Origin of the sequence: Winogradskyella alexanderae (genome assembly GCF_020166335.1) — a bacterium.
GTDB classification, from domain to species: domain Bacteria; phylum Bacteroidota; class Bacteroidia; order Flavobacteriales; family Flavobacteriaceae; genus Winogradskyella; species Winogradskyella alexanderae.
Genome location: NZ_JAIUJR010000011.1, coordinates 29,017 through 44,750 on the forward strand (window position 1 = coordinate 29,017; position 15,734 = coordinate 44,750).

A 15,734-nucleotide genomic window follows, 5' to 3' on the forward strand; every position below is an offset into this window, starting at 1 on the left:
ATGAGTAGCCCTTTATTTTTGGGAAATCTTTAACAGACATGCAAAACGATACACTGCTCATTAGACAACTTCAAAATAAGGATGAGCGTGCCCTATCTATGCTTTACGACAAATATTCTGGTGCTATTTACAGTGTAATCTTAAAAATGGTTAAAGATGAAAGTAAGGCACAGGATTTACTTCAAGAAACATTTATCACAGTTTGGGACAAGTCCCATCAATACAATGCAGACAAGGGTAGATTTTACACATGGATTTACCGTATTGCGAAAAACAAGGTATTAAATGTTCTGAGAAAAACAGACATACTCATCCAAACCGAAGATTTAAGTGTATATAAAAATAAAGAGGACGATACAATTAGTTTAGACCCTGATTTTTTAGAACTAAAAGGCGCTTTGTCTAAGTTAGAGACGCACCATAAAAATGCTATAGAATTAGTCTATTTTAAAGGTTTAACCCACAGGGAGGCACATGAGGTAATGGGTGTACCTCTTGGTACGTTTAAATCATATGTTAGACAAGCATTGCTATTACTTAGAAAGTCTTACAGTGAATTGATTAGCATGGTCATACTGATATTAAATGTGATGTGATGATGGATAAGAAGATGATATTAGAAAATGGTTTATTAGAGCAATATGTGCTCGGAGAACTTGATCTGAACAAAAGAGCAGAAATTGAGAAGGTTCTTGCTTCTGATTCAGAATTAAAGGCCGAATTATATGCCATTGAGAAAGATTTTGAAACCTTAGGATTGGAGAACGCAATCGCACCACCAGTACAGGTAAAGTCAAATTTGATGCAATTTGTTGCAAGCACATCAAACTCTAACACTAATGATTCCTCAAAAAAAGCAAGGTACTTACTAGGAGTTGCAGCGAGTATCGCCACTTTATTACTCATAGGAAGCTTTTGGATGTATTCACAACTTAACGATGTACAACAGCAATTAAAAACAGTAGAATCTAAAAATGGCGAGTTGAACAATACCATAGACCAACTAAACAACAACTTAAACAGAAACAACGCATTATTTGCAACACTCTCACATCCTGATACAGAACAATATATTCTTAAGGGCAATGCCTTGATGCCAGAAGGTAAATTGATAAGCTATGTTAACCATACTACAAAGTCCGTTGTAATTAATGCAGAAAAATTACCGGAATTGGATGCCGACCATGATTACCAAATGTGGGCAGATGTAGAAGGTGAAATGATAAATATGGGTGTTATATCTAAAAACGAAAAATTATTGGCTATGAATTATATAGACCAAGCAGAATCCTTAAACATAACCATAGAAGCTGCTGGTGGTAACGACCATCCTACGGTATCACGGTTGGTGACCAATGTGTATCTTAACTAAGATAAAAAGGTTCATTAATGTATCGTAAAGATTGTTTTTTCATTTTTTTATTTGTCATAAGCCATAGTCTATTATAACTATAATTGCAGGAGATTGTGTGATCTTTAATGTAGGTAATCAAAACTCTAGATTGAATTAAAAAACCAAAATTGAAAAAGTCTAAGCTGATACTTCCTGTAATTGTATTCTCTCAATTTTGTTGTACTTCTCTCTGGTTTGCAGGAAATGGTATAATGAATGAACTTATCGCAAATTTTAATCTAAACACAAGTGCATTAGGTCATTTAACGTCTGCCGTCCAATTCGGTTTTATTTTTGGAACACTGATTTTTGCAATTTTAACTATTGTCGACCGTTTTTCGCCTTCAAAAGTGTTTTTAACTTGTGCCATTTTTGGCTCCCTATTTAATATTGGGATAATATGGGAACAAAATAATTTGGCAAGTATTCTCCTGCTTCGCTTCACTACGGGTTTCTTTCTTGCAGGAATTTATCCAGTTGGAATGAAAATAGCAGCCGATTATTATGAAAAAGGACTCGGCAAGTCTCTTGGTTTTTTAGTTGGCGCATTGGTTATTGGTACAGCCTTTCCTCATTTGGCAAAAGAAATCACTGAAGCATTTCCTTGGAAATCCGTTCTATTTCTCACGTCATCTATTGCTCTAACTGGAGGTGTCCTTATGGTACTATTAGTTCCCAACGGCCCATATAGAAAAGCCGTAAGTGCACTAAATACAACTGCATTTTTTAGCGTGTTTCGAAATCGGAAATTTCGTTCTGTCGCTTTCGGTTATTTTGGACATATGTGGGAACTGTATGCCTTTTGGGCTTTTGTGCCCATTATACTAACTACTTATGGAGTAGTGCACCCCGAAGCAACACTTAAAATTCCATTATTGTCTTTTATAGTCATAGGTATGGGTGGATTGGCCTGTATTATTGGAGGGTATATCTCTCAAACATTCGGAACAAAACAAGTAGCTCGCATGGCATTATTCTTTTCATGTTTATGTTGCCTAGTTTCACCTCTTATCTTTATGACTAATTCCGTAGAATTATTTATTGGTTTTCTCATTTTTTGGGGAATGGTGGTTATAGCAGACTCACCTCTTTTTTCAACTCTAGTGGCCCAAAATGCTTCTGCAGAAATAAAAGGCACGGCTCTTACAATTGTAAATTGTATTGGTTTCTCAATAACAATTATCAGTATCCAAATCCTTAATGTAATACAAGGCATAATTAATCCTACATACATTTATACGCTTTTAGCAATTGGACCTATTTTAGGTTTAATAGCATTGTATGAAAAGAAAGCTAAAACAACTTAAACCTTATCGCTTTTGCAGTAGAGCATAGCATTTAGTATTGAGAACCACACCATGAAAGCAGCAAAAGTGAATTTCTGGATAATGGGTAGACATTTCAAATAAAATCCCGTTTCATAGACATAGTAATTAATCAAAAAAATAACAATACAGGTTACCCCTAGTAATCCGAGTTTAATATAATGCATTTTAAACTGCTCAACGGTCAAGCTTAGAATTGCCACAACCCCAAAAACACCAGATATGCGTACTATAATGTCATGCGTATTTGAAGCAAGGAAAAATGTTGTTAATAAAGCCAATACACCAGAATAGGTCATAATTTTGGTATTTATACTTTCAGTGACTAGTTTGTGTAAGTTTAGCCATAAGAATAATAAACTCAAACACAGAACACCTAGGGCAGCTCTAGCATAATAACGTCCACTATTCAATGCGCCATTGATAGCATATTTATCCAGTAAATCGCACAAATAATTGTTCCAAAAACTAAAACCTTTATGATTAACATCGTTCCAAGATCCACCAGGGTAATTTAGCGATGCTAAAATATATAGCACCACAAAGAGACCCATTCCAAATAATGGGATTAGAATGTATTTTGGCCTGCTATTATATGAGGATTTAGACACAGTTTTATGAATGATATACATTAAAATAAACCCTTATAATAATTATAATCAATGACTTAAATCATTTAGAGATTTCAATTTATTGACGTACTTAGAGCGAATTTATAAACGGAAGCCATTTTTAATTTACCGAAGTCGAACCTGAGAAAACACAACAAGAAGCCCTTTTGGATATTGGGCTGATAGGCCTAGCTTAAAAGCTAGGGTAATATTCAGTAACCACCGAAATTGGCAACAATGATGAAAAACCCTCATGCCATACCAGTTACAGAAGTAGTTCAAAAAATGAACGTGAATCCCCATACGGGATTATCGACCATAGAAGCCAGAAAACGTCGAGCGACTTATGGTATGAATCGGTTGAGTGAAGATCGTACCAAAAGCGCATGGCGCATTGCTTTTGAACAATTTCTTGATCCTATCATTTATGTCTTAGGTGTTGCTATGATTTTGGCCTTCGCATTTCAAGAATGGGTAGAGGGTTTTGCTGTACTGGCAGTAATTTTACTTACTGCTATGATTGGTTTTTTTATGGAGCTCCAAGCGGTACGTTCCGTTGAAGCACTTCAAAAAATTGCGCAGACCGTTTCCAATACTTTAAGACAGGGCAAGATTAAATCAATAAAAGCTCGTTTTTTGGTTCCTGGGGACATCATACTTCTCCAGTCAGGAGATGTAGTACCTGCCGATGCACGTATTATTGAACACAGAGGATTGGCAACAAAAGAAGCCGTGCTCACAGGAGAAAGTAATCAAATTGAAAAAAGCAATGATGTAATCCCTTTAAACTCAATCTTGGCAGAACGTAAAAACATGCTTTTTAGTGGTACCATTATAGCAAGAGGCTACGGAAAAGCAATTGTCACAGCTATTGGAAGTAATACCGAAATTGGAGAGATCAACCGCTTAACTCAAAAAGCCAAAAAAGAGCATTCACCTCTAGAAAAACGCCTTAACAAACTGAGTCGATGGCTCATCTTATTTACATTAGTATTAGCCATCATAATTACAATTAGTGGCTATTTTCAGGGTAGAGATTTATTCCTTATGGTTAAAATAGGCATTGCTCTTGCAGTCGCAGCAATACCTGAAGGCTTACCTATAGTTGCAACTATTGCCTTAGCAAGAGGTATGGTGAGGTTGTCTAAGCAAAAAGTGATAATTAAAAAACTAGAGGCAGTTCAGACCCTTGGAGAAACTACTATTGTTTGTACTGACAAAACAGGAACACTCACAGAAGATAAAATGAGTGTGCATCATATCATTTTGAATGATAACCAATGGACTAATAGGGATATCAAAACACAATGTGATCAAATAAAAGAAAATGATGCTTTTAAATATCTAATTAGAGTTGCTGTTCTATGTAATAATTATAATGGCGAGGACAATTTGTCCAATGGTGATTCTATTGAAAATGCTCTAGTAGATTTTGCTAAAAAAATAGATTATAACCCTATTGAAATACAAAACAAGTATCCCAGGCTAGCAGAAATCCCTTTTGACACTGATACTAAAATAATGGCTACACTTAACCGATTTAAGAACAATTATATTGTCTGTGTTAAAGGCGCTATAGAACAAGTACTGTCTTCTTGTAAATATATTTTAGGGAATAATGGTATCCAGCCTATTAAAAACAAGAACCAATGGAATGAGGATATAAATAAATTTGCTGCCACAGGATTGCGACTGTTGGCCTTTGCCTATCGTGAAACCAATATAAAACCTATTGAGAACGAACTTGTAAAAGACCTTACTTTTGTTGGTTGTATTGGATTTCTTGACCCACCACGCGAAGATGTAAAACAAGCTATACAAACCTACAAAAACGCTGGAATCAAAGTAGTTATGATTACTGGTGACCATCCTAATACCGCACGCAAAATTGCCGAAGAAGTTGGATTGCTATCTATAAACAACAGTGAAGCAAGTGTTATCCGAGGTTCGGAATTAGAAAGTTATGAAGGGAAAGACGAGGAACAAGAAAAAGCAATTATGAATGCTTTGGTTTTTGCCAGAATGGTTCCAAGCCAAAAACTAGATTTAGTAGAATTCTACCAAAAACACAATGCTGTTGTTGGTATGATTGGTGACGGTGTTAACGACGCTCCTGCTTTAAAGAAAGCAGATATTGGCATAGCGATGGGCATTCGCGGCACTGAAGCAGCTAAAGAAGTATCAGATGTAATTCTAATGGACGATAAATTTACTTCAACTGAATTAGCCATCCGACAGGGACGCACAATCTATGAAAACATCAGGCATTTTGTAGTCTATTTGTTATCCTGTAATCTAGCTGAAATTATTGCGGTCTCTATTGCTTCATTGTCTAAGTTGCCATTGCCTCTGCTACCATTGCAAATTCTATTTCTAAATTTAGTAACAGACGTCTTTCCTGCCTTAGCTCTAGGCATGGGTAAAGGTGATGCTAGAATAATGGAACAACCACCTAGACATCCAGATGAACCCATTATATCCAAAAAGCTTTGGATTTCCACTTTTATTTATGGCCTTTCAATAACAGCAGTAGTCCTTGGGGTCACCATTTACGCACATTTTATAAAATCATGGTCATATGAAGTGGTAAATAATATGGCATTTTATACACTAGTTTTGGCTCAGCTAATAAATGTCTTTAATATGCCTAACCGCTCATTTTCATTCTTCAAAAATGCAGTTACTACAAACCTTTGGGTTTGGATAGCCATAGCGCTTTCTTTATTAATTGTTGTAATTGCCTACTATATGCCAATTCTTCAAACCGTACTCTCTCTAGTAAAAATAACAGTTGAGCAGTTTATAATCGTTTGTGTCTTTGGCATGAGCTCATTACTATTAATTCAATTAATTAAACGTTTGGGAGGTACAGTCTAGTAGATTATACTGTGGAATTTATTCCTCAAAAAAATCTCGTTATTAAATAACGATTAAATTGTTTTTAAATTGATGAATATCATTGTATTGCCGTAATCCTTTAAGTTCCTTTGAACAAACTTTAGATTATGGTTCTCACCATTATTTTCATTATCCTTCTGACGTTAGTTTTGTATCTGCTGTTTGTGCCAATTTTACTTGTCATTGACACAAGAACCAATAATTATTCGGTACGGTTAAAAGGACTAATAAGCGCTTCTGTTTTAGCAGATGACCAAGAGGTCTTTAAAATCCAGATGCGTATTCTCGGATTTGAGCTTTATTTACACCCTCTAAAAACAAAAAGACCTAAGGCAACCAAAAAAACAAGTTCTGTAGAGAAAAAACCATCCAAGAATCGCTTTCAGTTTAAAACAATCGTAAGACTTATAAGAACATTTAAGATAAAGCAGTTTTATCTTAATCTAGATACAGGAGATTGTATTGGCAATGCAAAACTTTATCCTGCATTTGCCTTTCTGAATTTTTACATAGGTGGTTTTCATATAAACTTTACCGGACAGAACACTTTGGTTTTAGTTGTTGAAAACAAACCTATACGACTTATACGATCATATATTAACATTTAAAATTTTAATCATGGATTTACATTTTGAAGAATTATTAGGAAGAATTACTGACTTTATGAAAACAGAGGCCAATACCGAAACTGTAGTTGGCAAAGAATTTGAATTGGGCGAATTTAAATGTGTGCCAGTTATAAAAATAGGAATGGGATTTGGTTCTGGAGGAGGTGAAGGAGCAGAAGCCAAAGGTGGCAGAGGTGAAGGACTTGGTGCTGGAGCGGGAATGGGTATCGAACCTATTGGTTTCTTAGTTACAAGAGGTGATAATATCTCGTTTATAGAAGCTGGTAAAGCTCACGGTCTTTCTGCAGCTTTTGAAAAAGTTCCAGACTTAATTGAAAAAATCGCGACCAATAGAACCAAAGAAAAAGAAGCTATGGCCAATTAAAAGACCTAACAGCTATCAAAAACCAATTAATACGATAAGTTTCTTCATGACGTTTGTTAAGATGAGCTCCTTGAAAATTCAAGGAGCTTGTTTTAAATTCTGTAACAAGTCTATTGTGCTTAAATTATGGGTATTTTTAAAGCATAAAGAATTAACAGTTTCATTGTGTTTATAATATTCATATTATTAAACTGAAAACAATGGTTAGAAAAAATGGAAAGCAAAATAGAACATATTAATCCAAATGGACTTTTTAAGAGTCCATCCTTTTCCCAAATTGTAACAACTAAGGGGAATGGAAAAACAATTTATATTGGTGGACAAAATGCAGTTAATGATAATCATGAATTAATAGGTAAAAACGAAATTGCACAGCAGACGGATCAAATAATGAAGAATTTGGAAATTGCCTTAAAGGCATGCAAAGCAAATTTTAAACATCTTATCAAGTTAAACATTTATGTCTTACAAGGCCAAGATGCCAAAATAGGATTTCAGATTTCCCAAAAATATTTAGGACAAAGTACAAAGCAACCAATAATCACGGTAGTATTTGTCGCAGGACTAGTTCATCCAGATTTTTTAGTAGAAATAGATGGTATTGCTTTTATACCTGAAGAATAAAAAACCAAATCTAATCGGCATAGTTAGTAGAGTTAAATATAACTTTATTTGTTTAGGCTTGTTTTTGATGTTTGTGTTTTTACCATAACATCTGATGATTAAAAATGAGATAAAACCAAAATTAATGAATATAAATATTTATCAAATAGACGCATTTACAAGTGAGGTTTTTGGCGGTAACTCGGCAGCCGTTTGTCCCTTAAAAGAATGGTTAGGTGATAACATATTACAAGATATTGCCATGGAGAACAACCTTTCTGAAACCGCATTTTATGTAAAAGAAGGAAATCGATACAACATTAGATGGTTTACACCCACACTAGAGGTTGACTTGTGTGGCCACGCTACACTAGCAACTGCGTTTGTATTGTTCCATCTAGAAAATCATGAAGGAAATACCATTCATTTTTATTCTGAACATAGCGGTGAACTTACGGTTACGAAGCAAGGAGACTTGCTTACCCTTAACTTTCCAGAAGATTTAACGGAAGAGATAGAGCTATCACAAGATATGCTCGATGCCTTTGACCTTAATCCTGTAGAAGCGTATAAAGGTAAATCAGACCTGCTTTTAGTATATGAACATGAAAATGATATTAAGAACTTAAAGCCATATTTCGATAAAGTCGGAAAGCTCGACTGTCGTGGCGTGATTGTCTCGGCAAGAGGAGATACAGTTGATTTTGTGTCTAGATTTTTCACGCCACAATGTGGTATTAATGAAGATCCAGTAACAGGTTCAGCACATACAACCTTAACGCCCTTCTGGTCAAAAAAACTAGGTAAATTAGAAATGACCGCCATACAACTGTCAGATAGAAGAGGTTATCTAAAATGCAAGTATGTAAAACCTAGAGTTGAAATAAGTGGACATGGTAAGCTTTATATGTCTGGAACTATAAATATAAAATAGAAAAACTATCTTTAATAATGACTATATTTTCTATCGCCTTATCGGTTACAGTTGGTTGAAAAAACATGAATAAATTCTGTGCTATTAAAACTTCAAAATATACTATGAGTAGAAGAATATTAATATTAATTAGTTTCGCCATAATTTACTGTGGTTGCTCAAAAGATGATACATCTGGTGATAATGAAACCATTTCTGACACCTGCAAAATCAAAAAAATTTCAGGTGATGTTTATGAGTTAGAATTTGTTTACAATCAAAACAAGATACTACAGATAAAACGAACAGTTGGTACCACTCAAACTTTTGATATCATTGGTATTTCTGTTGACTCTACTATAATTAATGAAAGTGGTACAAGTCAGCTGAATCCATTAGTCTCCATGAAATATAATGATCAAAGACTAGTTCAGTTAAATTACTATTACAATAGCGGTACTTACAACATTTATACATTTGAATACAATTCAAATAGAATAAGAGTAAAGCAAGACTTTTACGATGGTCTGCTATATAATATTCGTTTTGCTGATTATTATTATAATTCGAGTGGAAATATTATCAATGTAAAGTATTACACTATAAATGATGACAACTCATCAGAATTGACAAATGATGTGACATACTCCTATGATGATCACAACAATCCGTGGAAAAATATCACGTTTCATACATTTTTCTTTTATGACCTTCCTGAACCAAGATTTTTTTCAAATAACAATGTGTTGAATGTAAACAGTAGCTTATATACTGACCAAAATGAATATTCCTATAACGAGGACGGTTATACCGCAGAATGTATTAATCGAGAAGAATCTTATGAATATTTATGTGATTAATAATTATAGCAAAATATTGAGCAAGAATAAACTGGAAAAACTAAATGGACTTTAATAAAAAAACCTCCTGGAATCATCTAGGAGGCTTGCCCTAACTTGAAATTCACTTAAACTAAATCACAACAACAAATCCTCCAATGCCGGTTTTAAATTTACATATTTGAAATAAAAGCCTTTGGTTTCAATTTTTTGAGAACTTACGCGTTGGCTTTCAAATAACAAAATATGCATTTCACCCAGCACTAGTTTCATAACCACTTTAGGTATATTGGGCAAAATTAGAGGACGTTGCAATACCTTCGCAGCCATTTTTGTTAGCTCTTTATTTGTTACCGCATTTGGTGCAACCCCATTATATATTCCCTCTAATTTATTGTTTAAGGCATAAAGAAATATACCTGCGAGATCTTCAATATGAATCCAGCTTTGCCACTGTTTACCACATCCAAAAGATGCTCCAGCACCTAATTTTATAGGTTTAACAATTTCTGCCAACGCACCACCTTTAGCTGACAATACTAATCCTATTCTTATTTTAGCAAGCTTGCAACCACATGCTGTAAAGCCGTCAACAGCAACTTCCCACTGCTCTACTACCTTTCCTAAAAACGAATCCGACTGCTCATCACTATCTTCTTCATAGTAGTTTGTAAAGCTTGATGGATAAATCCCAATTGCGCTAGCAGAAACAACGTAATCAATCTTATAATTATGAGTCTTAATAGTATCTTGAAGCAACCGAGCAGTTTTTGTGCGACTTTCTACTATTTCGTTTTTGTAAGAGGATGTCCAACGCTTAGAAATAGAAGCTCCTACTAAATTAATTATAGCTGAAACGCCAGAAAAACATTTATGATCTATATAATTATCGTCCGGATTCCAATAAAATCCTTTATGATTTTTTTCGTTTGCTAATTTTGATTTTGAAGTAGTTAGATAATGTACATTATATCCCTTGTCGTGACATTGTTTTACAATTTCCTTTCCAATTAATCCAGTCGCGCCTGTTACTAAAACGGTCATTTATCTTTTTTGGCAAAGATACTAAAGGCCATAACCGCTATAATGGAATTTAAATTGGATTTAACGTTTAGTCAACTGGTTCTGCTAAACAAGCATTTAGCTCACTATGCGCGCTGAATGGTACTTGCGCCTTTTCTGCTAAACAGGCATTTAGTTCACCATGCGCGCTGAATGTTACTTGCGCCTTTTCTGCTAAACAGGCATTTAGCTCACTATGTTCGTTGAATGTTACTTGCGCCTTTTCAGCGCACGTAACATTTCACGTTTACCAGGAGGCCCAGGAAGTCGTTCTACCTCGAAACCAACAGTCTGCATAGCTCGCCTAACACTGCCCTTAGCTGCATACGTAACCAATACACCCTTTGGCTTTAATGATCTATACATAAGCTGAAAAATCTCTTCAGTCCATAATTCTGGCTGGACACGAGCACCGAAAGCGTCAAAATAGATTAGATCGTAAGTGCTTTCATCTTTTATGTCCTTAAAAAACTTCTTTTGTTTTTCTAATCTGAAATTATTGGATATTTGATGCGATACTTCCCAAGACGAATCGTGCATTTTTTTAAATGATGACCGATGTGATTCCGAAGTCAATTCAACATAGTTTAATTGCTCAATCTCCTGCCTGGAAACAGGATAGGCCTCTACACCAACATAATTGATATTTATCCGCTTTTTTTCGGCTTCAATTAAAGTCAGAAATGCATTTAATCCAGTACCAAATCCTATTTCTAGGATATTCATACTGGCAGATTGAATAGCCTCAATCTTTGAACAACAAAAAAGCAACCCATGTTTTATAAACACATGATTTGCTTCATTTATTGCTCCGTGAATGGAATGGTATTGCTCATTCCAATCTTCAATTTTTATAGTCTTAGAACCGTCTGAAGTTGTAATAATCCTTCGTTTCAAGACCTATTGAATCAACAATTTCTTAATCTTGGGTATAGGCCCTGTGCACTCTGTTTTATGACATGCCAAACAATTGTTAATGGCATCGTTATAACGCTCCTTTAAATCAACATTAGATAAGGTATCTGCAACCGATTGTTGTGCTTCAATAAAAACATTAACAAAGCTATTCCAGACAGGTGTTCTTCCGTGCCCATTGCTCATCTCTGCAGTATGCATTTTCATGAGATCCAAAGGCATTACCACAGGTGTTTCTCCTTTGATAATTTGTTGCTTTAATTGCACATTATAGGCGTACATAGCATTCATAAACGTAGCCATTTCAGAAGGTGTGTACATCTCATATTCAACCTTCTTTTCAACGGTTTTTTGCTCAACCTTTTCTTGTTCTTTACAACTTTGAAAAGCGAAAACTAAAACACCAAAAATCAAAACAATCCTACTGTTGCAAAAGTACGCCATCAGCTAAAAAATGATATTCAAATTTAGGAGCGGTAATTGCCTCAATTTCTTCTTTAGACTTTCCGGCATCTTCTGCATAATGTCTTAACTCATCAACAGAAGTTTCTGCAACATAAGCTTTTCCATTAATTACAACGTCACCTTCTGCATTAAGTGGCATAAAGAAGCCATAATCCTTAAACTTAACCATGATTGTTTCATCATTGCCAGCATCTAATGTCATCCAACACCCTTTTTTAGAACAAACCTCTACAATCTTCCCTTTCATTTTTGCATTTACAGTATCACCAGCCTTTAAACCTTTGTAATGTTCCATCATACGGTCAGTTGTTAAGGCATCATTATCGTTGATTTCCATTCCAAATGAAGCATAGGCCAATTCTTTAGTTTGCGTCTCTACTTCTGCTGCAGCAGTTTTAGTTTCGTTTTTACATGAAATTACAGCTATACTTAATACGAAAACCCAGATTAATTTTTTCATTTTATTTCTATTTAATTGATTTCTATCGAGGTGCAAATTTACAAAATTAAAGGATATTTTACCTTTTTTTAACGGTAATGATTCCGTATTTTTGCCACCGGAAAAGGAGAGAAATAGCTATGGAATATACTGAAGAAATACTTGTAGAAAGAGCAACAAACACAAAAATCCATGATGTCGATTTTTCAAATTTGGCATTTGGTAAAATCTTCTCGGATCATATGTTTGTTTGCGATTATGAAGGTGGTAAATGGCAACAACCTAAAATTGTACCTTACCAGCCCTTTTCGTTAGAGCCTGCTGCAAAGATTTTTCACTATGGCCAATCAATTTTTGAAGGCATGAAAGCCTATAGAGACGCTGATGGCAGTGTTTTTCTATTTAGACCAATGGATAACTGCAAGCGAATGAATATTTCTGCTAAGCGCCTTGCCATGCCAGAAATTCCTGAGGATTATTTCATGAACGGGCTTAAGGAACTCCTTAAGATTGAAAAAGACTGGATTCCTACTGCTGAAGGTAGTGCTCTTTACATAAGACCTTTCATGTTTGCTACGGGTCACGGCTTCCACGCTTCGCCTGCTGATACCTATAAATTTGTTATCGCTTTTGCACCATCTGGACCTTATTTTACTGGTAAGGTTAACGTGCTTATTGAAGAAAAATATTCAAGAGCTGCAAACGGCGGTGTTGGTTATGCCAAAGCTGGCGGGAACTATGCGGGCCAATTTTACCCTACACATTTAGCTAAGGAAAGAGGTTACCACCAAGTTATTTGGACTGATGATACAACCCACGAATATATTGAAGAGGCTGGAGCAATGAATATATTTGTTCGTATTAATGATACGTTATTAACAGTACCAACTAGCGAACGAATTTTAGATGGCGTAACCCGAAAAAGTATTCTTAAAATCGCCGAAGACGAAGGTATTGCTGTTGAGGTGCGTAAAATAAAAGTTGCCGAATTAATTGAGGCTGCAGAAAACGGTTCGCTTATGGAACTTTTTGGTGCGGGAACAGCTGCAGTTGTTTCACAGATTTCTGCTTTTGGATACAAAGGCAAAGACTATAAATTACCAGAACTAAAGGATACTTTTGGCGCTAGACTTAAAAAGCGCATAACAGATATACAAACCAATAAGATTGAAGACCCTTTTGGCTGGCGCGTAAAGGTTTGCTAATAATTTAGTTTTCGAGAATTTCTTTTATATGTGGCTTAAAATAGTTTGGCCCTTTTAGAACCTTTCCGTCTTCGCGGTAAATAGGTTCCCCGTTTTCGCCGAGCTTGCTCATATTGCTGCGTTGTATTTCGTCAAAAACCTCTTCAATTTTATACTGTAGGCCGTGCTCAATTATGGTACCGCATAAAATGTAAAGCATATCACCAAGTGCATCTGCTACCTCAATCAAATCACCGTCATTTGCTGCCTCTAAATACTCTTCGTTTTCCTCACGCATTAGTTTATAGCGCAACATATTTTTTTCAATTCCTAAGTTTGCTTTTGGTGTTTCTCTGTGTCCAATTTTAAAAGCGGTATGAAAAGCTTTTACAGCATTGATTTTATCTTGCATAGTAGTTGGTTTATATTTGGCTTAAGTATTATTTTTGTATAAAAATAAGCAGATGTTTAGTACTGGTCAATTGATTTTTGGAATATTATTTTTTATAGCATTTGTTATTGTTATTGCATATCAATACCGGAAAGATCTTCCCCTTCATAAAAGATATTATAAAGGCACTGTTTGGATCTTAATTGCCTTTATTAGTTTTATTGGACTTATTGCGGCGGTTAAGTTTATTTTTATGTAGATAAACGATTATTATTTCAACTTCTGAAATAATTCCTACATTGCCTAGCTTTGAAATCAATGTTATAAAAACTTATGAAAAATATATTTCTATCAATCATTGGAATATTCTCATGTTCCCTTGTGATTTTTAGCCAAAGCTATACTGGGCATACAGTGGATAATTTCGCGGGCATTCATGGAGTTATTTACAATCCGGCAAATGTGGTAGCCTCAAATCTCAGAGCAGATATTAATTTAATTTCGACTAGCGTACTAATTGATAATGACTATTTGGGATTGGGTATAGGTAATATTGCGGATATTGGGGATGAATTTGATGATAGCCTGGAACGATTTAAAAGCGATGCAAATAATTTCAATATTAACGCAGATATCCTTGGTCCCTCATTCATGTTTAATTTGAACAAAAAAAACAGTATAGCCTTTACATCAAGGGTTCGAGTCATGTCAAATATCAATAATATTAACGGTGAGCTTTTTGAGACAATTGCCGATGATTTTGGTGATGAGGATGATTTTGACTTTGACAACCAAAATTTTGTTGGTACAGCACACGCTTGGGCAGAGATCTGTTTATCATATGGTAGAATTTTGATAAGCAAACCCAAACATTTATTAACTGGAGGAGTAACAGTTAAATATTTACAAGGAGCAGGCGGTGCATTTACTAAAGCGAATAGTTTAGAGGGTAACTATAATGGGTCTACTGAGTTATTGCAATCAAATGGCTTGCTCACCTATGGTACATCTAGTGATTTTGACCTGGATGATATCGAGTTTGATAACTTAACGGCTGGTTTTGGTTTAGATATAGGGTTTGTTTATGAGTGGCATCCTAACCGAAAAGATGAAGAAACGCGGTACTTTCAAGACCCTTATAAACTAAAAATTGGTGTATCAATCACAGATATCGGATCCATAAATTATGATAATGGCGAAGTTACGACATATGACATGAATAATACAGTTGATACATCCACATATGAAGATGACCTTCAAGAATTTTTGGATAACAATTATGATAGTACAATACAAAGCCAGAGTACAAGTTTTCAACTACCAACCGCACTTCATCTTTTATTAGACTACAGATTGGCCAAAAAATGGCTTATTAGCGCACAGGCTGACTTATCTGTGGTTGCCACTGATGAGCAATTAAATAATGCCATTTCTAATACGATTACCTTAATGCCAAGATTTGAGAGCAAATGGTTTAGTCTTTATGCACCTGTGAGTTTAAGGCAATATGGTGGCTTTAATGCTGGTGCCGGTCTACGTTTTGGACCTTTAAGTATTGGCTCTGGTTCAATTCTGAGTAATCTTTTATCAGACTCGACACAATCAGCTGATGTGTTTTTTGGTCTTAAAATTCCTTTGTACAGAAAATAAATTTCAATTCTATAATTATAAGACTTCCATTTTATGGAATAAAAAAAGCAACC

At 35.1% G+C, this 15,734-nt stretch carries 17 protein-coding genes; 11 read left to right on the forward strand and 6 right to left on the reverse strand.

What is annotated here, in order from left to right:
- The first annotated feature begins 38 nt into the window (after window positions 1-38).
- The 3 genes from LBU54_RS13975 to LBU54_RS13985 all read left to right on the forward strand — a co-directional run bounded on the left by LBU54_RS13975 (window position 39) and on the right by LBU54_RS13985 (window position 2,700).
- On the forward strand, window positions 39-596 hold the full coding sequence (locus tag LBU54_RS13975) for an RNA polymerase sigma factor (RefSeq protein WP_224531254.1): 558 nt from the start codon (window positions 39-41) through the stop codon (window positions 594-596).
- Window positions 596-1,372: an anti-sigma factor gene (locus LBU54_RS13980; RefSeq protein ID WP_224531257.1), complete on the forward strand. Its 777-nt coding sequence runs from the start codon at window positions 596-598 to the stop codon at window positions 1,370-1,372. The genes LBU54_RS13975 and LBU54_RS13980 overlap by 1 nt, the downstream gene beginning before the upstream one ends.
- 149 nt (window positions 1,373-1,521) lie before the next feature.
- On the forward strand, window positions 1,522-2,700 hold the full coding sequence (locus LBU54_RS13985; RefSeq protein ID WP_224531260.1) for an MFS transporter: 1,179 nt from the start codon (window positions 1,522-1,524) through the stop codon (window positions 2,698-2,700).
- Here LBU54_RS13985 and LBU54_RS13990 read toward each other — a convergent pair.
- Window positions 2,697-3,329: a hypothetical protein gene (locus LBU54_RS13990; protein ID WP_224531262.1), complete on the reverse strand. Its 633-nt coding sequence runs from the start codon at window positions 3,327-3,329 to the stop codon at window positions 2,697-2,699. The two genes, LBU54_RS13985 and LBU54_RS13990, sit on opposite strands and share 4 nt — an antisense overlap.
- A gap of 237 nt (window positions 3,330-3,566) precedes the next feature.
- On the opposite strand from LBU54_RS13990, the gene LBU54_RS13995 reads away from it, so the two are divergent.
- The 6 genes from LBU54_RS13995 (at window position 3,567) to LBU54_RS14020 (ending at window position 9,596) form a co-directional block, all read left to right on the forward strand.
- A complete protein-coding gene (locus LBU54_RS13995) occupies window positions 3,567-6,206 on the forward strand; it encodes a cation-translocating P-type ATPase (protein WP_224531266.1) in 2,640 nt (879 codons plus the stop codon).
- 128 nt (window positions 6,207-6,334) lie between these two features.
- The gene (locus LBU54_RS14000; protein WP_224531268.1) at window positions 6,335-6,835 is read left to right on the forward strand and encodes a hypothetical protein; all 501 of its coding nucleotides are present in this window, start codon (window positions 6,335-6,337) and stop codon (window positions 6,833-6,835) included.
- A gap of 10 nt (window positions 6,836-6,845) precedes the next feature.
- On the forward strand, window positions 6,846-7,220 hold the full coding sequence (locus tag LBU54_RS14005) for a GerW family sporulation protein (RefSeq protein ID WP_224531271.1): 375 nt from the start codon (window positions 6,846-6,848) through the stop codon (window positions 7,218-7,220).
- Between the two features lie 213 nt (window positions 7,221-7,433).
- Window positions 7,434-7,844: a RidA family protein gene (locus tag LBU54_RS14010; protein WP_224531274.1), complete on the forward strand. Its 411-nt coding sequence runs from the start codon at window positions 7,434-7,436 to the stop codon at window positions 7,842-7,844.
- A 124-nt stretch (window positions 7,845-7,968) separates the two neighbouring features.
- Window positions 7,969-8,757 (forward strand): PhzF family phenazine biosynthesis protein, encoded by a 789-nt coding sequence (locus LBU54_RS14015; RefSeq protein ID WP_224531277.1) that lies wholly within the window; start codon window positions 7,969-7,971, stop codon window positions 8,755-8,757.
- 104 nt (window positions 8,758-8,861) lie between these two features.
- Entirely contained in the window at window positions 8,862-9,596 is a 735-nt protein-coding gene (locus LBU54_RS14020; protein ID WP_224531279.1) for a hypothetical protein, read from the forward strand.
- Between the two features lie 117 nt (window positions 9,597-9,713).
- Here LBU54_RS14020 and LBU54_RS14025 read toward each other — a convergent pair whose 3' ends face one another.
- From LBU54_RS14025 to LBU54_RS14040, 4 genes are all read right to left on the reverse strand, one after another.
- Complete coding sequence (locus LBU54_RS14025) at window positions 9,714-10,619, reverse strand: TIGR01777 family oxidoreductase (protein ID WP_224531295.1); 906 nt, start codon at window positions 10,617-10,619, stop codon at window positions 9,714-9,716.
- Window positions 10,620-10,847: 228 nt separating this feature from the next.
- Window positions 10,848-11,534, reverse strand: coding sequence for a tRNA (5-methylaminomethyl-2-thiouridine)(34)-methyltransferase MnmD (gene mnmD, locus LBU54_RS14030; RefSeq protein ID WP_224531308.1), 687 nt, complete (start codon window positions 11,532-11,534; stop codon window positions 10,848-10,850).
- 3 nt (window positions 11,535-11,537) lie between these two features.
- Window positions 11,538-11,996: a hypothetical protein gene (locus tag LBU54_RS14035; protein ID WP_224531311.1), complete on the reverse strand. Its 459-nt coding sequence runs from the start codon at window positions 11,994-11,996 to the stop codon at window positions 11,538-11,540.
- Window positions 11,974-12,477 carry a DUF4920 domain-containing protein gene (locus tag LBU54_RS14040; protein ID WP_224531313.1) on the reverse strand — a complete coding sequence of 168 codons (504 nt, stop codon included), beginning with the start codon at window positions 12,475-12,477 and terminating at the stop codon, window positions 11,974-11,976. The genes LBU54_RS14035 and LBU54_RS14040 overlap by 23 nt, the downstream gene beginning before the upstream one ends.
- 119 nt (window positions 12,478-12,596) lie before the next feature.
- Here LBU54_RS14040 and LBU54_RS14045 point away from each other — a divergent pair, with 119 nt between their 5' ends.
- The gene (locus tag LBU54_RS14045) at window positions 12,597-13,661 is read left to right on the forward strand and encodes a branched-chain amino acid aminotransferase (RefSeq protein ID WP_224531315.1); all 1,065 of its coding nucleotides are present in this window, start codon (window positions 12,597-12,599) and stop codon (window positions 13,659-13,661) included.
- A 4-nt stretch (window positions 13,662-13,665) separates the two neighbouring features.
- Here the strand turns inward: LBU54_RS14045 and LBU54_RS14050 are convergent, their stop codons facing one another.
- Window positions 13,666-14,052: a pyrophosphohydrolase domain-containing protein gene (locus LBU54_RS14050; RefSeq protein WP_224531317.1), complete on the reverse strand. Its 387-nt coding sequence runs from the start codon at window positions 14,050-14,052 to the stop codon at window positions 13,666-13,668.
- A 312-nt stretch (window positions 14,053-14,364) separates the two neighbouring features.
- Between LBU54_RS14050 and LBU54_RS14060 the strand changes: the two genes are divergently transcribed.
- The gene (locus LBU54_RS14060; RefSeq protein WP_224531323.1) at window positions 14,365-15,681 is read left to right on the forward strand and encodes a DUF5723 family protein; all 1,317 of its coding nucleotides are present in this window, start codon (window positions 14,365-14,367) and stop codon (window positions 15,679-15,681) included.
- The last annotated feature ends 53 nt before the right edge of the window (window positions 15,682-15,734 follow it).